This window comes from Rhizobium sp. WSM1328 (assembly GCF_057653715.1).
In genome coordinates, this window is record NZ_CM172788.1 from 4387283 (window position 1) to 4409000 (window position 21718).

Sequence of the window (21718 nt, forward strand, 5' to 3'; positions counted from 1 at the left end):
ATCCCATTTTCGCAGCGGCCGGACAGGGTCCGGCGTCACGAATCAAGTCTTAAAACAATACTTCGGAAGGGAATCGGCGGGAAGGGAGCGTCCAAAAAATAAGCCGCGGCATTTGTCAATGCCGCGGCTTCTACATCTTGTGGATATTAACGATCAGATCAATATCTGTAGTGGTCGGACTTGAACGGCCCCTTCGGCGAGACGCCGATATAGGCAGCCTGTTCCGCAGAAAGCTCAGTCAGCTTGACGCCGAGCTTGTCGAGATGCAGGCGTGCGACCTTTTCATCGAGATGCTTCGGCAGGATATAGACCTGGTTGGAATACTGGTCGGGCTTGGTGAAGAGTTCGATCTGCGCCAGCGTCTGGTTGGTGAACGAAGCCGACATCACGAAGGACGGATGGCCGGTGGCGTTGCCGAGGTTGAGCAGACGGCCTTCGGAAAGGAGGATGATGCGGTTGCCCTTGGGGAATTCGATCAGGTCGACCTGCGGCTTGACGTTGGTCCACTTGAGATTGCGCAGTGCAGCGACTTCGATTTCGTTGTCGAAGTGACCGATATTGCCGACAATCGCCATATCCTTCATCGCCCGCATATGGTCGATGCGGATGACGTCCTTGTTGCCGGTGGTGGTGATGAAGATATCGGCCGAGGAAACGACGTCCTCGAGCAGAACGACTTCATAACCGTCCATCGCAGCCTGCAATGCGCAGATCGGATCGGCTTCTGTCACCTTGACGCGGGCGCCGGCGCCGGAGAGCGAAGCGGCAGAACCCTTGCCGACGTCGCCGTATCCGCAGACGACGGCAACCTTGCCGGCCATCATGACGTCGGTGCCGCGGCGAATGCCGTCGACCAGCGATTCCTTGCAGCCATACTTGTTGTCGAACTTCGACTTGGTCACCGAGTCGTTGACGTTGATCGCCGGGAAGGGCAGCAGGCCCTTCTGGCTGAGCTGGTAAAGGCGGTTGACGCCAGTCGTCGTTTCCTCGGTGACGCCCTTGATCGCGTCGCGCTGCTTGGTGAACCAGCCAGGCGAAGCGGCAAGGCGCTTCTTGATCTGTGCGAAGAGGATTTCCTCTTCTTCGGAATGCGGATGAGACAGCACGTCCTCGCCGGCTTCGGCGCGGGCGCCGAGCAGGATGTACATGGTGGCGTCGCCGCCGTCATCGAGGATCATGTTGGAAAGGCCGCCATCGGCCCACTGGAAGATCTTGTCGGTGTAGACCCAGTAATCGTCGAGCGACTCACCCTTGATGGCGAAGACAGGCACGCCGGAAGCGGCGATCGCGGCAGCGGCATGATCCTGCGTCGAGAAGATGTTGCACGAGGCCCAGCGGACTTCGGCGCCGAGCGCGACCAGCGTTTCGATGAGCACGGCCGTCTGGATGGTCATGTGCAGCGAGCCGGTGATGCGCGCGCCCTTCAACGGCTTTGTCTGGCCGAATTCGGTGCGGCAGGACATCAGGCCCGGCATTTCGGTTTCGGCGATCGTAATTTCCTTGCGGCCGAAATCCGCAAGCCCGATATCGGCGACGACATAATCTTTTTCAGTGCTCATAGAGGCCTCCAGGCTGAAAACGTCTCAAAATTGGCGCAGGCGCGAAAATAACCCGCGTGCAAGCGCACGGCATGTTGGCCGTTTAGCAGGCTTCGCCGGTGATGGCAATAAGGATATAAAGAAGTCTTTATATGTTTATATGAGCTCGATCGGAGCTCACATCTCTTCGCCAAACCTATTCTGGATCAGCTGGTCCAGGGCCTCCAGCGCTTCCTCGGCCTGGCTGCCGCTCGCCGAGACGACGACGCTCGAGCCGGGGCTTGCCGCAAGCATCATCAAGCCCATGATGGAGGTTCCGCCGACCGTCATTCCATCCTTGGAAACGGTGATGGCGGCATCGAAGGTCTCGACCATCTGCACGAATTTGGCGGAAGCGCGCGCGTGAAGACCGCGCTTGTTGATGATAAGGAGTTCCCGGGAGAGCGATGTCATGAAGGCCCGTTATTTTCCGCTGAGCACACGGCTCGCGACATTGATATATTTCCGCCCAGCTTCGGAGGCCTCCACCAGCGCCTTCTCCATGTTGTTCTCGCCGCGCACCCCGGCAAGTTTGATCAACATCGGCAGGTTGACGCCGGCAATGACTTCGGTATGGCCGCTGCTCATGACTGATATGGCGAGATTGGACGGCGTGCCGCCGAACATGTCGGTCAGGATGACGACGCCATGGCCATCATCGGCACCGGAAACGGCTTCCAGAATGTCCTGCCGTCTCTGATCCATGTCGTCTTCGGGACCGATACAAACCGTCTCGATGAATTTCTGAGGACCGACGACGTGCTCGACAGCATGACGAAACTCTTCAGCCAGCTTGCCATGCGTGACAAGCACAAGTCCGATCATGATATTACTGCTCCCATAGACGAAACGGTGGACCCAATATCGCAATGCAGCAATTACGTCCACCGGTGGGGGCACATCTTGGCTATGAAAAGCCGAAGTGCAAGATAAAAATGCGAATATATAAGGCAGATTGACCAATCCGGAAGGCCTCAGCGCCCGATATCCGGCACTTTTGCCATCAGGATCGCAAGGGGTGAGCAGACGCCTGTGAGCAACCGCAATGCGGGGAGCGAAAAATCGGCGACAAGGCTCACCATTTCGCCCTCGGGAGGCACCCGATTTTCACCGGTAGCGCTGCCTGGAAGCACGGCATAATGCATGGTCGCCTTGGGAATATGGTCCTGATGAACGATGCCGGTGCCGCGAAGCTCGATCAGCCCGGTGATCGACGCCGGGCACGTGGCGATCACCGCGCCGGCCTCCGCTGAGAGAAGAACCTGGTCGTCGGCGACCAGCGCCGTGAACAGTCCGAGGCGGCGCGCCTCGGTCATGCAGGTGAAGGCCAGCATCGATTTTCCCCAGCCGGAGGGGCCGCTGAACAACAGCCCCGTCTTGCCGACGACGATCGCCGTCGCATGGATGTTGAAGGCTGCCTCGGTCATGCTGCGGCGCCGACTGGCAAAGAGAGGATGAAGCGCGCGCCGAGCACATGCCCGCTCTCGGCATCGGTGATGTTTTCGGCTCTCAGCGACCCGCCATGCGCCTCGGCGATCTGCCGGCTGATCGAAAGGCCGAGCCCCGAATTTTGGCCGAAGCCTTCCGCCTCCGGTCGGTCCGTATAGAAGCGCTCGAAGATGCGGTCGATATTTTCCGCCTGGATGCCGGGGCCGTTGTCTTCGATCGTGGTGACGCAGCGCGAACGCGTCCGCACCAGCCGCACGATAATCTTGCCGCCCTTTTCCGGCACGAAAGAGCGGGCATTCTCGATCAGGTTGGCGATGATCTGGCCGATGCGTAGATCGTGGCCGTTGATGACGAAGCGCGTCTTGACGTTCGGCTTGCGTTCGATCGCATATTCGATTTCCACCTGCTTCTTGGTGCTCCTGACCTGGCGCGAAACCTCGATGAGGTCGCGCAGCAGCACCTCCATGTCGACGGAGCCGGCATCGACGCGTGCGAGTTCGGCGTCGAGACGGGAGGCGTCGGAGATATCGCTGATCAGCCGGTCGAGGCGGCGGACATCGTGCTGGATGACGTCCATCAGCCGCTTCTTGGAATCGTCGGATTTGGCAAGCGGCAGCGTTTCGACGGCGCTGCGCAGCGAGGTGAGCGGGTTCTTCAGCTCGTGGCTGACATCGGCCGCGAAACTCTCGATCGAATCGATGCGGTCGTAGAGCGCCGTCGTCATCTCGCGCAATGCGATGGAAAGGTTGCCGATTTCATCCTGGCGGGCAGAGAAGTCGGGGATCTCTTCGCGCGTCTTGGCGCCGCGGCGGACGCGGATGGCCGCTGCCGAAAGACGGCGCAGCGGATTGGCGATGGTCGATGACAGCACCAGTGAAAGCAGCACGTTGACGAGTGTCGCCACGCCGAAGACGCGCATGATGGCAAGCCGTTCGGCATGGACGATATTGTCGATGTCGCCCGCCTGCGTCGATAGTAGCAAAACGCCGAGCACGGCGCGGAAGCGCTGGATCGGCACGGCGACGGAAACGATGAGTTCACCTTTTTCGGTGGTGCGCACGACCGCGCCGCGCACGCCGGTGAGCGCGTTCATCACTTCGGGATAGATCGAGCCGTCGCCACCCGGCGCTTCCTTATAGAGCGGCAGATTGCCGGGCTGCAGCGCCTTGTTGAACAGGGTGGCGAACCACTCGCTCCAGGTCTGTTTCTCTTCCTCCACCGGCGGCAGGTCGAAGCGCAGCACCTGGCCGCGCGAATAGAGATGGCGCGAATCGAGCAGCAGGTTGGCATCGGCATCGAAGATACGGGCGCGCGTGCGCGTCGGAGAGATCAGCCGGCGCAGGACCGGCGCGACCTTTTCGGGATCGATCGGGAATTCAAGGTCCTCATCGTTCGGCACCGGGGTGATGCTCTGGCCGGCCTGCAGCTCGAGCAGCTTCTGCGGATCGATGGTAATCGAGTTCGTATCGACCGACGCGGAGGCCGAAACGGCGCCGGCGATGATTTCGCCCTGCGTCAACAGGCTTTCGGCGCGGGCGTCGATCAATCCCTCGCGGAACTGGTTAAGGTAGAGGATGCCGCCGACGAGCACCACCAGCGCAACGAGATTGAAGAACAGGATGCGCCGTGTCAGGCTCGAAAAGACGGCATTGCCGAAGATCCGGCGGATCAGGGTGAAGGGATGCGACCAACGGCGGCCTCGGACGCGACGGGTGCTCACGCCCTCCGCATCGTCCAGATCCCTTTCCTGCACCAACTGTGCCAATGACAGGCCCTTTCGAAGGGCGGGGCCGGATGGACCGGCCCGCAGCCCTCAACATTTCCGACAGCGCCGCGCGTCTTTTCAGACGCGCAAAGGACGCTGTGACATTTTGAACTGCTGCATAATTTAATCCTTAAATCGATGCCGATTGAGGAAATTATGCAGGAGTGCGCTGCGCCGCTCGGGGCTCAGGCTGCTTCGCGGAAGCGGTATCCCACTCCGTAGAGTGTTTCAATCATATCAAAGTCGTTGTCGACCATCTTGAATTTCTTGCGCAGCCGCTTGATGTGGCTGTCGATGGTCCGGTCGTCGACATAGACCTGTTCGTCATAGGCTGCGTCCATCAGCGCGTCGCGGCTTTTGACGACGCCGGGGCGCTGCGCCAGCGAATGCAGGATCAGGAATTCGGTCACCGTCAGCGTCACTGCCTCACCCTTCCAGGTGCAGGTGTGGCGTTCCTGGTCCATGACCAGCTGCCCGCGCTCCAGCGAGCGGGCCTGCTGGACCGCGCCGGTCTTCGGGGCGCCGGTGGGGCTGGTGCCGGCAGCAGCGGCTTCGCGGCTTGACGCGCGGCGCAGGACGGCGCGCACGCGCTCCACCAGCAGACGCTGCGAAAACGGTTTGGTGATGAAATCGTCGGCGCCCATCTTCAGGCCGAAGAGTTCATCGATCTCCTCATCCTTGGAGGTGAGGAAGATGACGGGAATGTCCGACTTCTGCCGCAGGCGGCGCAGCAGTTCCATGCCGTCCATGCGCGGCATCTTGATGTCGAAGATCGCCAGCTGCGGCGGTCGCGCCAGCAGGCCGTCGAGCGCCGAAGCACCGTCCGTATACGTCTCGACCTTATATCCTTCAGCCTCCAGTGCGATCGACACCGAGGTGAGGATGTTGCGGTCGTCATCAACGAGCGCGATTGTCGGCATGGTGTTGGTCTCCGTCATCAGTGCGCAATCTCCCGGATTTGCTCTCCCCAGGCGGTCTCAGTGACCGGATGCGCTTATGGAGGATAAAGGTGGAACAAATTGTGGCAAAGATAAAGGGGAGGATTGCCGTAAAATTCGCTGGCAATCTTAGGTGGTGCTTCCGATGGTCTAAACGCGACCTATTCAAACGATTTAAAATTAGAACGATAAATTTAAATCGATTAATTATTTGATATCACTGCATTTTCTCAGATTTTCCATCTTGTGTTTTAAAATTTCTGCCCGTATTTTCGCGATTAGTTTTAACGGCAACGAGCCTGAGTGAAGGGAACTAGCCATGGAAATGTTCGGAGTTCATAACCCGGCAATAGAGCTGGCAACGGTTGGATTGGGCGGCGCATCCAGCGTTCGCTACAACTTTTCCGCCGCCGCGCTCTATGAAGAAGCGATCCGCCGGGGCGAAGCCGAACTGACCGCTCAGGGCGCACTGCGGGCTCTCACCGGCCAGCACACTGGCCGTTCGCCGCGCGACAAGTTCGTCGTTCGCGATATCAATACCGATGGCGAAATCTGGTGGGACAACAACAAGCCGATCTCGCCGGAGCATTTCGCCGTGCTGCGCGACGATATGCTGGCGCATGCCGCGGGCAAGGAGCTTTTTGTCCAGGATCTCGTCGGCGGCGCCGAGGAAGGCCATGCCTTGCCGACCCGCGTCGTGACCGAATTCGCCTGGCATTCGCTGTTCATCCGCAATCTGCTGATCCGCCCTGATACCGCAGCGCTGTCCAGCTTCGTGCCGAAGCTGACGATCATCGATCTGCCGAGCTTCAAGGCCGATCCGGCCCGCCACGGCTGCCGTTCGGAAACGGTGATCGCCTGCGATCTCACCAACGGTCTCGTCCTCATCGGCGGCACCTCCTATGCCGGCGAAATGAAGAAATCGGTCTTCACCGTGCTCAACTACCTGCTGCCGGCCAAGGGCGTGATGCCGATGCACTGCTCGGCCAATGTCGGCCCGGACGGTGACGTGGCGGTCTTCTTCGGCCTTTCCGGCACCGGCAAGACGACGCTTTCGGCCGATCCGGCCCGGACGCTGATCGGCGATGACGAACACGGCTGGAGCGAAAACGGCATCTTCAACTTCGAAGGCGGCTGCTACGCCAAGACCATCCGCCTCTCGGCCGAAGCCGAGCCGGAAATCTATGCGACGACACAGCGTTTCGGCACCGTGCTGGAAAACGTCGTGCTGAACGAAAGCCGCGAGCCGGATTTCGACGACGGGTCGCTGACCGAGAACACCCGTTGCGCCTATCCGATGGATTTCATCCCGAACGCTTCGGAAACAGGCCGCGCCGGGCATCCGAAAACGATCATCATGCTGACTGCCGATGCGTTTGGCGTCATGCCGCCGATCGCCCGATTGACGCCGGATCAGGCGATGTATCACTTCCTCTCCGGCTACACCGCCAAGGTGGCTGGCACCGAAAAGGGTGTCGTCGAGCCGGAAGCGACCTTCTCCACCTGCTTCGGCGCTCCTTTCATGCCGCGGCACCCGGCCGAATATGGCAATCTGCTCAAGGAGCTGATTGGTCGTCATGACGTCCAATGCTGGCTTGTCAATACCGGCTGGACCGGCGGCGCCTATGGCACCGGCAAGCGCATGCCGATCAAGGCGACGCGTGCGCTTCTCGCTGCTGCCCTTAGCGGTGAACTTGGACAGGCGGAATTCCGTGCTGACACGAACTTCGGCTTCGCCGTGCCGGTCTCCGTCGACGGCGTCGACGGCAGCATTCTCGATCCGCGCTCGACCTGGGCCGACAAGGCAGCCTACGACGCGCAGGCCGAAAAGCTGGTCTCGATGTTCATTGCGAACTTCGCCAAGTTCGAGGACCACGTCGACGGCGGCGTCCGTGATGCGGCCCCCGGCATAAAGCTCGCTGCCGAATAAGTAGATCAAACCTCTGACTCACGTGAAACCCGGCATCGCAAGATCGCCGGGTTTTCCATGTCACAGCCGATATTTTCAATTCGCCGCCGATGTGAGATAGAACGCCGCATGGCCAGCGACGCACTCTATATCGATGACAGGATCACCATCGCCGGATGGGAACTGACGGAACAGTTCGTTCTGGCGGGCGGTCCCGGCGGGCAGAATGTCAACAAGGTCTCGACCGCTGTCCAGCTGTTCTTCAACATCGCGAATTCGCCGTCCCTCAATGATCGTGTCAAAACCAATGCGATCAAGCTCGCCGGTCGGCGGTTGTCGAAGGATGGCGTGCTGATGATCGAGGCGAGCCGGTTTCGCAGCCAGGACCGCAACCGCGAGGATGCGCGCGACCGGTTGAAGGAATTGATCCTCGAGGCCGCCAAGCCGCCGCCGCCGCCACGCAAGAAGACCAGGCCGACCAAGGGTTCGGTCGAACGCCGCCTGAAGGAAAAGTCCGGTCGCTCGGAAGTCAAGAAAATGCGCGGCCGCCCCGGCGGCGGCAGCGGTGAGTGATATGCCGGAGCTCTTGAGCGGCATCCGCCATCTCCCCGGTTACCTCGATCGAGCGCGTCAGGAGGCATTGGTCGAGGCGATCCGCACCGTCGTCGCCGAAGCGCCGCTTTATGTGCCCGCCATGCCCGGCACCGGCAAGCCGATGTCCGTGCGCATGACCAATTGCGGGCCGCTCGGCTGGGTGACGGACAAAGAGCACGGCTATCGCTACCAGCCGACACACCCAGCAACCGGCAGACCCTGGCCTGATATGCCGCAGCAATTGCTCGATATCTGGAATGACATTTCAGGGTACGACAGGCCGCCGGAAGCCTGCCTCGTCAATTTCTACTCCGACGAAGCGCGCATGGGCTTGCATCAGGACAAGGACGAACAGGACTTCAAGGCGCCTGTCGTCTCGATCTCGCTCGGCAACAGCTGCCTCTTTCGCGTCGGCGGCCTCAGCCACAATGATCGCACGCTATCTTTCAAGCTTTCGAGCGGTGACCTGGTCGTACTGGGCGGCGAGGGGAGGCTGTGCTTCCATGGCGTCGACCGTATCCATCCGGCGACTTCGACGCTGCTGAAGAATGGCGGCCGCATCAATCTGACGCTCCGCCGCGTCAATCCCTAGAGCCTACTATAGTTTTCGCAGCGCAACCTGTTCGATCAGGTGATCCTTGCCCTTTTTCAGGATGAGATCGGCGCGCGGACGCGTCGGCAGAATGTTCTGGCGCAGGTTCTTCAGGTTGATGTTTGCCCAAAGATCCTCGGCGATATCAAGCGCTTCCGCGTCGCTGATCGAGGCATAGCGATGGAAATAGGAATTCGGATCGCGGAAGGCGGTCTCGCGCAGCCGCATGAAGCGCGTGACATACCAGTTATGGATCTCGTCTTCGGCGGCATCGATATAGATCGAGAAGTCGAAGAAGTCGGAGACCATCGGCACGATCCTGCCGCCGGCCGGCAAGTCGCGCGACTGCAGCACGTTGATGCCTTCGAAGATCAGGATGTCGGGCCGGTCGACGATCTTGTATTCGTCCGGCAGCACGTCGTAGACGAGGTGAGAATAGCTGGGCGCCTTCACATCCGGCCGCCCGGCCTTGATCGCCGAGAGGAAACGCAGGATCGCAGCCGTGTCGTAGCTTTCCGGAAAACCCTTGCGCTGCATCAGCTTTTCCCGCTGCAGCACGGCGTTGGGGTGGAGGAAACCGTCGGTGGTGACGAGATCGACCTTCGGGCTGGAAGGCCAGCGCCCCAAGAGCTCCTTGAGGATACGGGCGGTGGTCGATTTGCCCACAGCGACCGAGCCGGCGATGCCGATGACGAAGGGTGTCTTCGTCACATCAGACAGGCTGAGGAAGCGGTTGCGCTGTTCAAACAGCATCTGCGAGGATTCGACATGTGCCGAGAGCAGCCGCGACAGCGAAAGATAGATGCGCCGGACCTCGTCGAGATCAATCGGATCGCCCATCGAACGCAGCCGTTTGACCTCGTCGCTCGTCAGCGTCAACGGCGTATCGGCGCGGAATTTCGCCCATTGTTCGGAAGAGAAGAAGTGGTAGGGCGAATAGGATTCCGACTGGAAGTGATCCAATGTTTCCGGCACCCCGATAATCTCAGTCGCGATACTCATGAACTCTGCCGGCTGGCCTTTTCCTTGAGGCCGGACTGCGCGGTTCTGCGCTCGAGCTCGGCCATGACATCCTCTAACGGTATTTCAGCAATCTTCAATACGACCAATAGGTGATAGAGCACATCGGCGGCCTCGTAGGTCAGGTTGTCGCGGTCGCCGGTCACCGCCGCCATCACGGCTTCGATCGCCTCTTCGCCGAGCTTCTTTGCCGCTTTCGGCTGACCGGCAGCCACGAGCTTGGCTGTCCAGGATTGCTCCGGCGAGGCTTTCGATCGCTCTTCGACGATGCTCTCGAGATCGGAAAGGGAAAATCCGCTCATAGGTCTGCTTTCAAGGTTCAGTCGAGACGCATGGCGATGCCGCACTTCGACATATAGTGCTTCGCCTCGCTGACGGAATAGGTTCCGAAGTGGAAGATCGACGCGGCGAGAACGGCATTGGCATGCCCCTCCTTCACCCCGGCGACGAGATCGTCGAGATCGCCGACGCCGCCGGAGGCGATGACCGGCACACGCACCGCATCGGCGATCGCCCGCGTCAGCTCCAGATCGTAGCCGACCTTGGTGCCATCGCGGTCCATCGAGGTGACCAGCAGCTCGCCGGCGCCGCGCGCCACCATTTTCTGGGCGAATTCGACGGCATCGATGCCGGTCGCGTTGCGGCCGCCATGGGTATAGATCTCCCAGGCGCTGAGATTGTCGCCGCCGACCGCCTGCGTTCTTCGGCGCTTGGCATCGATCGAAACAACGATGCATTGGTCGCCGAACTTGTCGGCCGCCTCGGTGACGAAGTCGGGATTGCTGACCGCTGCCGAATTGATCGAGACCTTGTCGGCACCGCACAGCAACAGCTTGCGGATATCGGCGATGGTACGCACCCCGCCGCCGACCGTCAGCGGCATGAAGCATTGGTCGGCGGTGCGCGATACGACATCGAAGATCGTCTCGCGATTGTCCGAGGAAGCGGTTATGTCGAGGAAGCAGAGTTCGTCGGCGCCGGCCGCGTCATAAGCCTTCGCGGCTTCGACGGGATCGCCGGCATCGACGAGATTGAGAAAGTTGACGCCCTTGACGACGCGGCCGTCCTTGACGTCGAGGCAGGGAATGACACGGGCCTTGAGGGTCATTTACACGGTCTCCTTGGTCCGGGCCGCCTTGATCAGCGCCAGCGCTTCCTTGGGATCGATACGGCCGTCATAAAGCGCACGGCCTGAAATCGCCCCTTCCAGCTTCCGAGCATCCGGCTCCAGCATGCGGCGGATATCGTCGAGAGAGGCAAGGCCGCCCGAGGCGATGACGGGAATGGAAACGGCGTCGGCAAGTTCCAGCGTCGAAGTCCAGTTGATGCCGGCCAGGATGCCGTCACGGTCGATATCGGTGTAGATGATCGCGGCGACGCCGGCGCCCTCGAATTTCTTGGCGAGTTCAATGATACCGAGTTCGGAGGCCTCCGCCCAACCCTCGACGGCCACCTTGCCGCCCTTGGCATCGATGCCGACGGCGACATGACCAGGAAATTTCCGGCAGGCCTCGATCACCAGCGCCGGATTTCTGACCGCGACGGTGCCGAGAATGACGCGCCGCAGCCCGCGCGACAGCCAGGCCTCGATATGATCGAGCGTGCGAATGCCGCCGCCGAGCTGTACGGGATTGTCAGTTGCCTTCAAGATCGCTTCGACGGCATCGCCATTGGCCGAATGTCCCGCAAAGGCGCCGTCGAGATCGACCACATGCAGCCATTCGAAACCCTGATCTTCGAAGGATCTCGCCTGGGCGGCCGGGTCGGTGTTGTAGACCGTTGCCTGTTGCATGTCGCCGAGCTTCAGGCGGACGCATTGGCCGCCTTTCAGGTCGATCGCGGGAAAAAGGATCATCTCGTCTTACGTCCGTAAACTGGTCGGTACCATCAGCGCATTCCACGCATCTACGATATCCGAGCGGAAAAAGACAGCGGCAATGGTAGCCGCGCCGAAGAGCAGAAGCAGCAGCAGGGTGACGGCAAAGCCGGCCCGGACCTGACGCCAGAAGCCCAGGCGCCTCTTGATCGATTTCTCGATGTTTCGCACCTGGCGCAACGCATCGCTGTTGACGGCGGTCAGTCGGATCTGCGGCTCCATCGCCTCGACATAGGTTTCGGCATAACTCGAAAGGATCTGCGAGGCGCGGTCGCGCAACGTATTGCGCAGGTCGGTCGAGAGATAATTGCTGTTGACGGCGGCAAGCTCGGCCTCATCGGGCGAACGGCCGGCGTTCCGCTTGCGATGGCTGAGAACGAAATCGCGCTTTTGCCGCTCGTAGAGTGCGTAGGCGAGCAGGCCGATCAGATCGTCCTCACCTTCGATATAGAATTCCAGCACGGCCTCGGCGATGTCGCCGGCGCTGACGCCGTTTTGCCGCCGGCTCGGACCGTCGTTTGCGGGGAAAGATTCATGGATCATCGGTCCAGCCTTTCTTTCAGCGCCTTGGCTGCGTTGGAAAGCGCTTTCCTATGGATGGCTTCGTCGACGCGGCGGATGATCGTGCCGCCGGGAAGCTTGATATCGGTAAAGGGGGGCAAGCCTTCCCTGGAGGGCCGCAACGTGTAGAACACCTTGGCTGATTTCCGTGAAGCCGGCATCGAGCTCACTCCTGTTCCGCCGTTTCCATACAAGGGAAATAAGGCGGCTGTATTAAAAGCCAGCCCTTGGAGCAATTCCAGCAAAACTGTGTAGCGGTTTTGTCTCCGGAATTGGGTGAACAATGCTCTACGGGTTCCAGCGCAGGAAATTGGCGATCAGGGCCAGGCCGAGCTTCTGGCTCTTTTCCGGGTGAAACTGTGCTCCGGCCATGTTGTCGCGCCCGACGAAAGCGGTCATCGGACCGCCATAGTCCGCCGTCGCAATAACATCCTCGGCGTTTACGGCGGCAAGATGGTAGGAATGCACGAAATAGGCGTGCAGTCCCTGCGACCCCGTCGGAATTCCTTCGAAGAGCGGATGTTGGCACTTCAGGTCGAGCGTGTTCCAGCCGATCTGCGGGATCTTGAGGGCGGGATCATCCGGCGTCATCTCGACGACATTGCCGGGAATCCAGCCGAAACCGCGCGTCACGGTCTTCTCGAGGCCGCGCGAGGACATGAGCTGCATGCCGACGCAGATACCGAGGAACGGCCGCGCCTTCTTCTCGACAGCCTCGATCAACACCTCGGCCATCCCAGGCACGGTATCGAGGCCGCGCCGGCAATCGGCATAGGCGCCGACACCGGGAAGCACGATACGATCGGCCGCGGCAACATCCTCCGCCCTGTCGGTAAGATCGATATGGGCATCGATGCCAGCTTCGTGGGCGGCACGCTCGAAAGCCTTGGTCGCCGAGCGCAGGTTACCGGAGCCATAGTCGATAATCGCGACGCGCATCGTCAGCGTCCTCCATCAAAACCAAAGAGACCAAGCGATGTTGCATCGCCGTGCGGGCCCATCGGACGGGCCTTGTTCTGCCAGTCCGGTGCCGCGGCGTCGTCACTAGCGGCGATGACCGCCCGGTCCGAAAAATAGATCTGCTCGGCAACGCCGATCGTATCCGCGGCAATGAGCGAGTCTTCGTTCCAGCCCTTGGCAGCAAGGTTGCGGACACGGAAATTCTGGCCCTCGAGACCGACCAGAATATTCACGCCCAGCAGGATTGCCGTTCCCGCCGGCCCGAGGCCCGGTTCGTCCATCAGCGCACCGCCAATCCCCTGTAGCAGAAAGGCGGCGGCCGCATGCAGCCAAAGCCGATGCGCCAGCAGCCAGACCCATGGAAACAAGAAGCCGAGCAACGTGAAGCCATCACGGATGGTTCGCGTCTCATCGGCCGTCGCGTTCGCGCTGCCGGGCGCTGTCAGAAAGATATAGCTGGATGTCATTGCCGCCGCTCCCTTGAAGGGCTCAGACGAGCGTGCCCTTGGTCGAGGGAACACGGCCCGCCTGTCTCGGATCGATCTCTGTCGCCGTGCGCAGTGCACGCGCAACGGCCTTGAAGCATGTCTCGGCAATATGGTGATTGTTGGCGCCATAATGGTTGAGAATATGCAAGGTTATGCCGGCATTCTGGGCGAGCGCATGGAAGAACTCGCGAACGAGCTCGGTATCGAAAGTGCCGATCTTCGGAGCGCTGAAGGCGACATTCCAGACGAGGAACGGCCGGCCGGAAAGATCGACCGCAGCCTTGGTCATCGTCTCGTCCATGGCGAGATCGATCGAAGCGTAGCGGGTGATGCCACGCCGGTCGCCGAGTGCCTTGGAGATCGCCTGGCCGATGGCGATGCCGGTATCTTCGACCGTATGATGGTCGTCGATATGCAGGTCGCCCTTGGCATCGATCTCCATGTCGATGAGGGAATGTCGCGAAAGCTGGTCGAGCATGTGGTCGAAGAAGCCGACGCCCGTCGAGATCGTCGATTTGCCGGTGCCGTCGAGATTGACGGAAACGGAAATCGAGGTTTCGTTGGTCTTGCGGGAAACGCTGCCCGTGCGGCTTGCTGCGGTCTCGGCCATATGGCCCTCCATCGGGAATAAGGCCGTTCCTTATCAGGCGCATCGGGAAATATCCAGAAGCCGGGCAAGAGAAAAGCCGGCCCATTTGCAATCCGCTCCGGCCCACTTACATAGGGCTCAACAGGGCCGGCATGCGGCCCGGCAGACAGGTGTTTTATGACAACAATCATTACAGTTCGAAAAGGCGGCAAGGTGGTGATGGCGGGCGACGGCCAAGTGAGCCTCGGCCAGACCGTCATGAAGGGCAATGCCCGCAAGGTGCGCCGCATCGGCAAGGGCGAAGTCATCGCCGGTTTTGCCGGCGCCACCGCCGATGCCTTCACCTTGCTCGAAAGGCTCGAAAAGAAGCTGGAGCAATATCCTGGTCAGCTGATGCGCGCCGCCGTCGAGCTCGCCAAGGACTGGCGCACCGACAAATACCTGCGCAATCTCGAAGCCATGATGCTCGTCGCCGACAAGTCGATCACGCTGGCGATCACCGGCAATGGTGACGTTCTGGAGCCGGAGCATGGCACGACGGCGATCGGTTCCGGCGGCAATTTTGCCCTCGCGGCCGCCCTCGCACTCATGGATACCGACAAATCAGCCGAGGAGATCGCCCGCCGCGCCCTCGATATCGCCGCCGACATCTGCGTCTACACGAACCACAACGTCGTGGTGGAATCGCTGGATGCCGAAGGCTGAACCCTATGCCTTCCGGCCGCTTGCCGCGGTTGACCTGCCGCTCCTCGCCAAATGGCTGGAAAGCCGGCATGTCAGGCGCTGGTGGAGCGATCCGGCCAAGGCGCTGGCTTCGATGGAAAAGCATATCGACGCGGTCTCCGTCTCGTGTTTCATCGTCACGCTGAATGGAAAGGACTTCGCCTTTATCCAGGCGGCCGATCTCGACGACGAGGACGATGAAGCGCTCGCCGGTCAGCCGAAGGGCACCTACGGCATCGACCAGTTCATCGGCATCGAGGAACTCGCGGGCAAGGGTCATGGACCGGCCTTTGTGATAGGGTTCTGCGATATGCTCTTTGCAAAGGGCGCGCAGCGGATCCTGGTCGATCCGCATCCTGACAATGCATTCGCAATCAGAGCCTATACCAAGGCGGGCTTTCAAGGACTTGGCGAAACAACGACGAAATACGGCCGGGCGCTGTTGATGGCCCTGGACCGCCAGGAGAATGATACACAATGACCACTTTTTCCCCCCGCGAGATTGTTTCCGAGCTCGATCGCTACATCATCGGCCAGCATGATGCCAAGCGCGCCGTTGCGATTGCGCTGCGCAATCGCTGGCGCCGCCAGCAGCTCGATCCGAGCCTGCGCGACGAGGTCATGCCGAAGAACATCCTGATGATCGGCCCGACCGGCGTCGGCAAGACGGAAATCTCCCGCCGCCTGGCAAAACTCGCCGGTGCGCCCTTCATCAAGGTGGAAGCCACCAAATTCACCGAAGTCGGCTATGTCGGCCGCGATGTCGAGCAGATCATCCGTGACCTGGTCGAGGTCGGCATCGGCCTGGTGCGCGAGAAGAAGCGGGCCGAGGTGCAGGCCAAGGCGCATGTGAGCGCCGAGGAGCGTGTTCTCGATGCGCTGGTCGGCACCACGGCATCGCCTGCCACGCGCGAAAACTTCCGAAAGAAGCTCCGGGACGGCGAGCTCGACGACAAGGAAATCGATATCGAGGTCGCCGATGCCGGTTCCGGCATGGGTGGCTTCGAAATTCCCGGCATGCCGGGCGCCAATATCGGCGTGCTGAACCTGTCGGAAATGTTCGGCAAGGCGATGGGCGGCCGCACCAAGAAGGTCCGCACCACAGTCAAGGCCTCCTATGGCGACTTGATCCTCGACGAATCCGACAAGCTGATCGACAACGAAGTGATCCAGCGCGAAGCCGTTCGCTCCACCGAGAATGACGGTATCGTCTTCCTCGACGAAATCGACAAGATCGCCGCCCGCGACGGTGGCATGGGCGCCGGGGTTTCACGCGAAGGCGTCCAGCGCGACCTCTTGCCGCTCGTCGAAGGCACGACGGTTTCGACCAAATACGGGCCGGTCAAGACGGACCATATCCTGTTCATCGCCTCCGGCGCCTTCCATGTCTCCAAGCCCTCGGATCTTCTGCCGGAACTGCAGGGCCGCCTGCCGATCCGTGTCGAATTGCGTGCGCTGAACAAGGATGATTTCCGCCGGATCCTGACCGAGACGGAAGCAAGCCTCATCCGCCAGTACCGCGCGCTGATGGAGACGGAAAGCCTGAGCCTCGAATTCACCGACGACGCAATCGACGCGCTTGCCGATGTCGCCGTGCATCTGAACTCCTCCGTCGAAAACATCGGCGCACGCCGTCTGCAGACGGTGATGGAGCGGGTGCTGGACGATATTTCCTACAACGCGCCGGATCGGGGCGGGACGGCCGTAACGATCGATGCCGCCTATGTGCGCGAACATGTCGGAGATCTCGCGCAGAATACCGATCTCTCGCGCTTCATTCTGTGATATCGGTGCACCGCTTCATGTCTTCCCGGCATGAATGACGGATTGTAACGAACGCGACTCTCGACAACGGGCCTTTTACTTTCTAGTGAAGGCCCGTTTTGTTTTCTGCTCGGCTTTATTCGGCCAAGATTCTGGTCCAGGCAGCCGCATCACAAACAAGACGATGGAACGGACGGGATAACGGATCGTGCGACGCCTTTTGACAAGCCTTATGATTGCCGTTGCCCTGGTGAATTCGGCGCCTGCCTTCGCAATGCAGACGGTGCCGGCCGGCAATCGTCACGCCGAGCAGCCCGATATTCCGGGTGCTTCCATCAGGCGCACCAAGGGCACCAAGAGCAGCTTCGATCTGAAATACGAAAAGGTTCATGAGCTTCTGGCAACCGATCGCGAGCTGATGAGCAAGATCCGCAAGATCTCCAGCGCCTACGGCATCAATCCCATCCATGTCGTCGGCGCGATCGTCGGCGAACACACCTATAATGTCGACGCCTACGACCGGCTGCAGGCCTATTATGTCAAGGCTGTCTCCTACGCCGGAGAAAGCTTCCGCTTCGCCTATGACGGCGAAAACGTCGACGAATTCGTGGCGCGGCCGCAATTTGCCGAATGCAAAGGCAAGAGCGATTCCTACTCGCTCTGGTCCTGCCGCGAAGATGTCTGGGAAACCGATTTCCGCGGCAAGACGGTGGGTGGTACGAGCTTCCCCAACAACCGCTTCAGCGCAGTCTTCTTCCAGCCCTTCTATGCCGGTCAGACCTTCGGCCTCGGCCAGGTCAATCCGCTGACGGCGCTGATGCTCTCCGATCTCGTGACCCGCGTGTCGGGTTATCCGAAGCTGAATGAGAAGAATGCCGGCGCCGTCTACAAGGCCATCATGGATCCCGATATCTCGCTCGCCTTCGTCGCGGCCTCGGTCCGCAGGTCGATCGACGATTACAAGGAGATCGCCGGCATGGATATCTCGGGCAATCCCGGCCTGACGGCAACGCTTTATAATGTCGGCAATTCGCGCCAGCGCGCCGCAGCCCTTGCTGCGAAGAACCGCGGCGCCGGTACGACCATCTGGCCGGAAGAGAATTATTACGGCTGGCTGATCAACGACAAGCTGGACGAACTTAAGGGCCTGCTCTAGCTTCAAGCTTGCCGGGAAGGCCTAGATCTTCCCCGAAAGGCTTTTACGATGGACATGCGTCCGGACCCCTTCGTCCCGCCAGCACCGCTGCCGCGTACCGTGCCGCCGAGCCGGCTGGAAATCATTCGCATCATCCTGCGCAATCCGCTCGAACTCTGGGGCGAGCCGTCCTACACGCTGCCGTGGATCCGCACCAATTTCTTCGGCCAGAGGACGCTGATCGTCAATGATCCCGGCCTGATCAAGCACGTGCTTGTCGATAATGCCAATAATTACCGCATGTCGGATGTGCGCCAGCTCGTCCTGCGTCCGATCCTCCGCGACGGCCTTCTGACCGCCGAAGGTCCTGTCTGGAAAAGATCGCGCAAGGCGGTGGCGCCTATTTTCACGCCCCGCCATGCCCAAGGCTTCGCCGGGCAGATGCTGCGCCAGTCCGAAGACTATGCCCGCAAATATGAGGGCGCCGGCGAGGCAGGCGCAATTTTCGATATCAGCACCGATATGACCGAGCTGACCTTCGCGATTCTGGCTGACACATTGTTCTCCGGCGAAATCGTCACCTCGAGCGGCCATTTCGCCGACGACGTCAATGAACTCCTGCATCGCATGGGCCGCGTCGATCCGATGGATCTGATGCGCGCTCCCTCATGGGTTCCACGTGTGACACGCATCGGCGGTCAGAAAGTGCTGGAGAAATTCCGAGCCATCGTGCGCAACACGATGGATATGCGGCTTGCAAAGATGAAGGCAGACCGCAGCAGCGCGCCCGAGGATTTCCTGACACTGCTCCTGGAGCAGGCCGGCCCCGACGGGCTGACCAAAGAAGAGATCGAAGACAATATCCTGACCTTCATCGGCGCGGGGCATGAAACCACAGCCCGGGCATTGGCCTGGACGCTGTATTGCGTATCGAACAGCCCGCATATCCGCGAGGGGATGGAGGAAGAAATCGACGCGGTGCTCGCTACCGGGGCCAAACCTGTGGAATGGCTGGATATGATGCCGCAGACGCGCGCCGCCTTTGAGGAGACCTTGCGCCTTTATCCGCCGGCGCCATCGATCAATCGCGCTGCCATATCAGATGATTCCTGGACAAGCCCCAAGGGCGAGCGGGTCGAGCTTGAGGCCGGTGTCACGGTGCTCGTCATGCCCTGGACGCTGCATCGCCACGAACTTCACTGGGACAGGCCGCGCGCCTATATGCCCGAACGCTTCCTGCCGGAAAATCGCGGCTCTATCGGCCGCTTTCAGTTCCTGCCTTTCGGCGCTGGCCCGCGTGTCTGCATCGGCGCAACCTTTGCACTTCAGGAGGCAGTGATCGCGCTTGCTGTCCTGATGCATCGTTATCGCTTCGATTCCACCGATCAGACCAACCCCTGGCCGGTGCAGAAGCTGACGACGCAGCCACAGAACGGATTGCCGATGCGCGTGACCCCGCGCATAATTTCCACGAAGGCATAAATCTTTCGAATTATTGCAGAATTGACTATGAATGAAAGCCGGGCAAAGTGGCAGCATTCAAAAGTCGTTGCCAGGGAGAATGTCGCATGAGCCGCGTTGATAAGAACGGTCTTGCCATCGAAACCGTCCTTCATGATTTCCTCGTCAAGGAGGTGCTGCCGGGCCTGGCGGTCGATGCGGACAAGTTCTTTGCCGATTTTTCGGCTGTAGTCCACGATCTCGCCCCGAAGAATCGTGCGCTGCTGGCAAAACGCGATGAGCTGCAAGTAAAGATCGACGACTGGTACCGCCGGCACGGCGCCCCGGCAGATATGGACGATTACCAGTCCTTCCTCCGCGACATCGGCTATCTCCTGCCGGAAGGATCGGACTTCCAGGTCTCGACCGAAAATGTCGATCCGGAGATCGCATCGATCGCCGGCCCGCAGCTCGTCGTTCCCGTCATGAATGCTCGCTATGCCCTGAATGCCGCCAATGCCCGCTGGGGTTCGCTCTATGATGCGCTCTACGGCACGGACGCCATTCCCGAGAGCGACGGCGCCCAAAAAGGCAAGGGCTACAATCCGAAACGCGGCGAGAAGGTCATCGCCTGGGTGCGCGATTTCCTCGATACATCAGCGCCGCTGCAGGACTGCCGGTGGAAGGACGTTGGCGGCTTCGCCGTCAGGGATGGAGCGCTCTCTGTCAGATCGATCGATGGCGAGCAGGCCATGCTGACGGATGGCAAGCATTTTGCCGGCTATCGCGGAGATCCCGCCGCCCCGACGCATATTCTCCTGAAGAACAACGGCATTCACATCGAAATCGTCATCGATGCGACGACGACGATCGGGAAAGCCGATCCGGCCGATATTTCCGATGTCTGGCTGGAATCGGCAATTACGACGATCATGGACTGCGAGGATTCGATTGCCGCTGTCGATGCCGAGGACAAGGTCGTCGTCTATCGCAACTGGCTCGGCCTGATGAAGGGCGACCTGCAGGAAGAGGTGGCAAAAGGCGGAACGAGCTTCATCCGCAGGCTCAATCCGGATCTGCAATATGCCGGCCCGGATGGTGCCGCCTTCGAGGTGCACCGCCGCTCGCTGATGCTGGTACGCAATGTCGGCCACCTCATGACCAACCCGGCGATCCTCGACCGCGACGGCAATGAAGTGCCTGAGGGCATCATGGATGCTGTTATCACCGGCCTGATCGCGCTTTACGATATTGGTCCCTCCGGCCGGCGGAAGAATTCCCGCACCGGCTCCATGTATGTGGTCAAACCGAAGATGCATGGGCCGGAAGAGGTGGCCTTCGCCGTCGAAATCTTCTCGCGGGTCGAAGATGCGCTTGGCCTGCTGCGCAATGCCATCAAGATGGGCATCATGGACGAGGAGCGCCGCACGACCGTCAACCTCAAGGAATGCATCCGTACCGCCCGCGAGCGCGTCGTCTTCATCAATACCGGCTTCCTCGATCGCACCGGCGACGAGATCCACACGTCGATGGAAGCCGGCCCAATGATTCGTAAGGGCGACATGCGCCAGGCGGCGTGGATTTCCGCCTATGAAAACTGGAACGTCGACATCGGCCTCGAATGCGGCCTTGCCGGCCACGCCCAGATCGGCAAGGGCATGTGGGCGATGCCGGATCTGATGGCGGCGATGCTCGAACAGAAGATCACCCACCCGAAGGCCGGCGCCAACACCGCCTGGGTGCCGTCGCCGACGGCCGCAACCCTGCATGCCACCCATTACCACCGCGTCAATGTCGCCCGTGTCCAGCAGGGGCTGAAGGATCGCGCTCGCGCCAAGCTCTCCGACATTCTCTCCGTGCCGGTTGCGGTGCGGCCGAACTGGACGCCGGAGGAAATCCAGCGCGAACTCGACAACAATGCTCAAGGCATCCTCGGCTACGTCGTGCGCTGGGTTGATCAGGGCGTCGGCTGCTCGAAGGTGCCCGACATCAACAATGTCGGCCTGATGGAAGATCGCGCGACGCTGCGCATTTCGGCCCAGCATATGGCGAACTGGTTGCATCACAAGGTCGTCACCGAAGCTCAGATCGTCGAGACGATGAAACGCATGGCCGCCGTCGTCGACGGTCAGAATGCGTCGGATACCGCCTATCAGCCGATGGCCGACAATTTCGACGACTCGATCGCCTTCCAGGCTGCCCTCGATCTCGTCCTCAAGGGTAGGGAACAGCCGAACGGCTACACCGAGCCGGTGCTTCACCGCCGCCGCCGCGAGCTCAAGGCGAAACAGGCCGCGTGACGCTTGCCGGAGAATGCGAAAAGGCCGCCGGAACGACA

The 21718-nt window shown here is 60.6% G+C and carries 24 protein-coding genes; 9 read left to right on the forward strand and 15 right to left on the reverse strand.

Translation table 11 applies throughout. The features are described 5' to 3' along the window. Nucleotides 1-158: 158 nt before the first annotated feature. From ahcY to AC2444_RS21715, 6 genes are all read right to left on the reverse strand, one after another. Nucleotides 159-1559, reverse strand: coding sequence for an adenosylhomocysteinase (gene ahcY / locus AC2444_RS21690; protein WP_017995606.1), 1401 nt, complete (start codon nucleotides 1557-1559; stop codon nucleotides 159-161). Between the two features lie 156 nt (nucleotides 1560-1715). Continuing rightward, a complete protein-coding gene (locus tag AC2444_RS21695; protein WP_003544133.1) occupies nucleotides 1716-1991 on the reverse strand; it encodes an HPr family phosphocarrier protein in 276 nt (91 codons plus the stop codon). A 9-nt stretch (nucleotides 1992-2000) separates the two neighbouring features. Beyond that, the gene (locus tag AC2444_RS21700) at nucleotides 2001-2402 is read right to left on the reverse strand and encodes a PTS sugar transporter subunit IIA (protein WP_003544139.1); all 402 of its coding nucleotides are present in this window, start codon (nucleotides 2400-2402) and stop codon (nucleotides 2001-2003) included. A gap of 149 nt (nucleotides 2403-2551) precedes the next feature. Next, complete coding sequence (locus AC2444_RS21705) at nucleotides 2552-3004, reverse strand: HPr kinase/phosphorylase (RefSeq protein WP_012759569.1); 453 nt, start codon at nucleotides 3002-3004, stop codon at nucleotides 2552-2554. Next, entirely contained in the window at nucleotides 3001-4791 is a 1791-nt protein-coding gene (locus AC2444_RS21710) for a sensor histidine kinase (protein WP_012759570.1), read from the reverse strand. The genes AC2444_RS21705 and AC2444_RS21710 overlap by 4 nt, the downstream gene beginning before the upstream one ends. A gap of 185 nt (nucleotides 4792-4976) precedes the next feature. Further along, the gene (locus AC2444_RS21715; RefSeq protein WP_197725694.1) at nucleotides 4977-5711 is read right to left on the reverse strand and encodes a response regulator transcription factor; all 735 of its coding nucleotides are present in this window, start codon (nucleotides 5709-5711) and stop codon (nucleotides 4977-4979) included. Between the two features lie 337 nt (nucleotides 5712-6048). On the opposite strand from AC2444_RS21715, the gene AC2444_RS21720 reads away from it, so the two are divergent. The 3 genes from AC2444_RS21720 to AC2444_RS21730 all read left to right on the forward strand — a co-directional run bounded on the left by AC2444_RS21720 (nucleotide 6049) and on the right by AC2444_RS21730 (nucleotide 8824). Next, nucleotides 6049-7659 carry a phosphoenolpyruvate carboxykinase gene (locus AC2444_RS21720; RefSeq protein WP_012759572.1) on the forward strand — a complete coding sequence of 537 codons (1611 nt, stop codon included), beginning with the start codon at nucleotides 6049-6051 and terminating at the stop codon, nucleotides 7657-7659. A 108-nt stretch (nucleotides 7660-7767) separates the two neighbouring features. Next, nucleotides 7768-8211 (forward strand): alternative ribosome rescue aminoacyl-tRNA hydrolase ArfB, encoded by a 444-nt coding sequence (gene arfB / locus AC2444_RS21725; protein ID WP_011649864.1) that lies wholly within the window; start codon nucleotides 7768-7770, stop codon nucleotides 8209-8211. A 1-nt stretch (nucleotide 8212) separates the two neighbouring features. Beyond that, nucleotides 8213-8824 (forward strand): alpha-ketoglutarate-dependent dioxygenase AlkB family protein, encoded by a 612-nt coding sequence (locus AC2444_RS21730; RefSeq protein WP_128438351.1) that lies wholly within the window; start codon nucleotides 8213-8215, stop codon nucleotides 8822-8824. 6 nt (nucleotides 8825-8830) lie between these two features. Here the strand turns inward: AC2444_RS21730 and coaA are convergent, their stop codons facing one another. The 9 genes from coaA to hisB all read right to left on the reverse strand — a co-directional run bounded on the left by coaA (nucleotide 8831) and on the right by hisB (nucleotide 14339). After that, entirely contained in the window at nucleotides 8831-9826 is a 996-nt protein-coding gene (coaA, locus tag AC2444_RS21735) for a type I pantothenate kinase (RefSeq protein ID WP_012759574.1), read from the reverse strand. After that, entirely contained in the window at nucleotides 9823-10146 is a 324-nt protein-coding gene (locus AC2444_RS21740; protein WP_012759575.1) for a phosphoribosyl-ATP diphosphatase, read from the reverse strand. The genes coaA and AC2444_RS21740 overlap by 4 nt, the downstream gene beginning before the upstream one ends. 17 nt (nucleotides 10147-10163) lie before the next feature. Next, nucleotides 10164-10952, reverse strand: coding sequence for an imidazole glycerol phosphate synthase subunit HisF (hisF, locus tag AC2444_RS21745; RefSeq protein WP_012759576.1), 789 nt, complete (start codon nucleotides 10950-10952; stop codon nucleotides 10164-10166). After that, nucleotides 10953-11699 (reverse strand): 1-(5-phosphoribosyl)-5-[(5-phosphoribosylamino)methylideneamino]imidazole-4-carboxamide isomerase, encoded by a 747-nt coding sequence (gene hisA / locus AC2444_RS21750; RefSeq protein WP_012759577.1) that lies wholly within the window; start codon nucleotides 11697-11699, stop codon nucleotides 10953-10955. A gap of 6 nt (nucleotides 11700-11705) precedes the next feature. Next, on the reverse strand, nucleotides 11706-12263 hold the full coding sequence (locus AC2444_RS21755; protein ID WP_012759578.1) for a hypothetical protein: 558 nt from the start codon (nucleotides 12261-12263) through the stop codon (nucleotides 11706-11708). Next, nucleotides 12260-12442 carry a hypothetical protein gene (locus AC2444_RS21760; protein WP_012759579.1) on the reverse strand — a complete coding sequence of 61 codons (183 nt, stop codon included), beginning with the start codon at nucleotides 12440-12442 and terminating at the stop codon, nucleotides 12260-12262. Before AC2444_RS21760 ends, AC2444_RS21755 begins: the two co-directional genes overlap by 4 nt. Nucleotides 12443-12569: 127 nt before the next feature. Next, the gene (hisH, locus tag AC2444_RS21765; protein ID WP_012759580.1) at nucleotides 12570-13220 is read right to left on the reverse strand and encodes an imidazole glycerol phosphate synthase subunit HisH; all 651 of its coding nucleotides are present in this window, start codon (nucleotides 13218-13220) and stop codon (nucleotides 12570-12572) included. Between the two features lie 2 nt (nucleotides 13221-13222). Continuing rightward, the gene (locus AC2444_RS21770; protein WP_012759581.1) at nucleotides 13223-13708 is read right to left on the reverse strand and encodes a DUF2628 domain-containing protein; all 486 of its coding nucleotides are present in this window, start codon (nucleotides 13706-13708) and stop codon (nucleotides 13223-13225) included. Between the two features lie 22 nt (nucleotides 13709-13730). Beyond that, nucleotides 13731-14339, reverse strand: coding sequence for an imidazoleglycerol-phosphate dehydratase HisB (gene hisB / locus AC2444_RS21775; RefSeq protein ID WP_003544176.1), 609 nt, complete (start codon nucleotides 14337-14339; stop codon nucleotides 13731-13733). Nucleotides 14340-14495: 156 nt separating this feature from the next. Here hisB and hslV point away from each other — a divergent pair, with 156 nt between their 5' ends. The 6 genes from hslV (at nucleotide 14496) to AC2444_RS21805 (ending at nucleotide 21680) form a co-directional block, all read left to right on the forward strand. Next, nucleotides 14496-15023: an ATP-dependent protease subunit HslV gene (gene hslV, locus AC2444_RS21780; RefSeq protein WP_012759582.1), complete on the forward strand. Its 528-nt coding sequence runs from the start codon at nucleotides 14496-14498 to the stop codon at nucleotides 15021-15023. Continuing rightward, nucleotides 15010-15522: a GNAT family N-acetyltransferase gene (locus AC2444_RS21785; protein WP_012759583.1), complete on the forward strand. Its 513-nt coding sequence runs from the start codon at nucleotides 15010-15012 to the stop codon at nucleotides 15520-15522. Before hslV ends, AC2444_RS21785 begins: the two co-directional genes overlap by 14 nt. Beyond that, nucleotides 15519-16826, forward strand: coding sequence for an ATP-dependent protease ATPase subunit HslU (gene hslU, locus AC2444_RS21790; protein ID WP_012759584.1), 1308 nt, complete (start codon nucleotides 15519-15521; stop codon nucleotides 16824-16826). Before AC2444_RS21785 ends, hslU begins: the two co-directional genes overlap by 4 nt. 187 nt (nucleotides 16827-17013) lie before the next feature. Continuing rightward, complete coding sequence (locus tag AC2444_RS21795) at nucleotides 17014-17961, forward strand: DUF1402 family protein (protein WP_041935604.1); 948 nt, start codon at nucleotides 17014-17016, stop codon at nucleotides 17959-17961. 48 nt (nucleotides 17962-18009) lie between these two features. Further along, nucleotides 18010-19422, forward strand: coding sequence for a cytochrome P450 (locus AC2444_RS21800; RefSeq protein WP_128438353.1), 1413 nt, complete (start codon nucleotides 18010-18012; stop codon nucleotides 19420-19422). Nucleotides 19423-19508: 86 nt separating this feature from the next. Next, nucleotides 19509-21680, forward strand: coding sequence for a malate synthase G (locus AC2444_RS21805; RefSeq protein ID WP_012759587.1), 2172 nt, complete (start codon nucleotides 19509-19511; stop codon nucleotides 21678-21680). The last annotated feature ends 38 nt before the right edge of the window (nucleotides 21681-21718 follow it).

Bases quoted from the DNA above. Each gene is read 5' to 3' on its own strand.
- ahcY (WP_017995606.1), bottom strand. From the start codon at position 1,559: ATGAGCACTGAAAAAGATTATGTCGTCGCCGATATCGGGCTTGCGGAT.
- AC2444_RS21695 (WP_003544133.1), bottom strand. From the start codon at position 1,991: ATGACATCGCTCTCCCGGGAACTCCTTATCATCAACAAGCGCGGTCTT.
- AC2444_RS21700 (WP_003544139.1), bottom strand. From the start codon at position 2,402: ATGATCGGACTTGTGCTTGTCACGCATGGCAAGCTGGCTGAAGAGTTT.
- AC2444_RS21705 (WP_012759569.1), bottom strand. From the start codon at position 3,004: ATGACCGAGGCAGCCTTCAACATCCATGCGACGGCGATCGTCGTCGGC.
- AC2444_RS21715 (WP_197725694.1), bottom strand. From the start codon at position 5,711: ATGCCGACAATCGCGCTCGTTGATGACGACCGCAACATCCTCACCTCG.
- AC2444_RS21720 (WP_012759572.1), top strand. From the start codon at position 6,049: ATGGAAATGTTCGGAGTTCATAACCCGGCAATAGAGCTGGCAACGGTT.
- arfB (WP_011649864.1), top strand. From the start codon at position 7,768: ATGGCCAGCGACGCACTCTATATCGATGACAGGATCACCATCGCCGGA.
- AC2444_RS21730 (WP_128438351.1), top strand. From the start codon at position 8,213: ATGCCGGAGCTCTTGAGCGGCATCCGCCATCTCCCCGGTTACCTCGAT.
- coaA (WP_012759574.1), bottom strand. From the start codon at position 9,826: ATGAGTATCGCGACTGAGATTATCGGGGTGCCGGAAACATTGGATCAC.
- AC2444_RS21740 (WP_012759575.1), bottom strand. From the start codon at position 10,146: ATGAGCGGATTTTCCCTTTCCGATCTCGAGAGCATCGTCGAAGAGCGA.
- hisF (WP_012759576.1), bottom strand. From the start codon at position 10,952: ATGACCCTCAAGGCCCGTGTCATTCCCTGCCTCGACGTCAAGGACGGC.
- hisA (WP_012759577.1), bottom strand. From the start codon at position 11,699: ATGATCCTTTTTCCCGCGATCGACCTGAAAGGCGGCCAATGCGTCCGC.
- AC2444_RS21755 (WP_012759578.1), bottom strand. From the start codon at position 12,263: ATGATCCATGAATCTTTCCCCGCAAACGACGGTCCGAGCCGGCGGCAA.
- AC2444_RS21760 (WP_012759579.1), bottom strand. From the start codon at position 12,442: ATGCCGGCTTCACGGAAATCAGCCAAGGTGTTCTACACGTTGCGGCCC.
- hisH (WP_012759580.1), bottom strand. From the start codon at position 13,220: ATGCGCGTCGCGATTATCGACTATGGCTCCGGTAACCTGCGCTCGGCG.
- AC2444_RS21770 (WP_012759581.1), bottom strand. From the start codon at position 13,708: ATGACATCCAGCTATATCTTTCTGACAGCGCCCGGCAGCGCGAACGCG.
- hisB (WP_003544176.1), bottom strand. From the start codon at position 14,339: ATGGCCGAGACCGCAGCAAGCCGCACGGGCAGCGTTTCCCGCAAGACC.
- hslV (WP_012759582.1), top strand. From the start codon at position 14,496: ATGACAACAATCATTACAGTTCGAAAAGGCGGCAAGGTGGTGATGGCG.
- AC2444_RS21785 (WP_012759583.1), top strand. From the start codon at position 15,010: ATGCCGAAGGCTGAACCCTATGCCTTCCGGCCGCTTGCCGCGGTTGAC.
- hslU (WP_012759584.1), top strand. From the start codon at position 15,519: ATGACCACTTTTTCCCCCCGCGAGATTGTTTCCGAGCTCGATCGCTAC.
- AC2444_RS21800 (WP_128438353.1), top strand. From the start codon at position 18,010: ATGGACATGCGTCCGGACCCCTTCGTCCCGCCAGCACCGCTGCCGCGT.
- AC2444_RS21805 (WP_012759587.1), top strand. From the start codon at position 19,509: ATGAGCCGCGTTGATAAGAACGGTCTTGCCATCGAAACCGTCCTTCAT.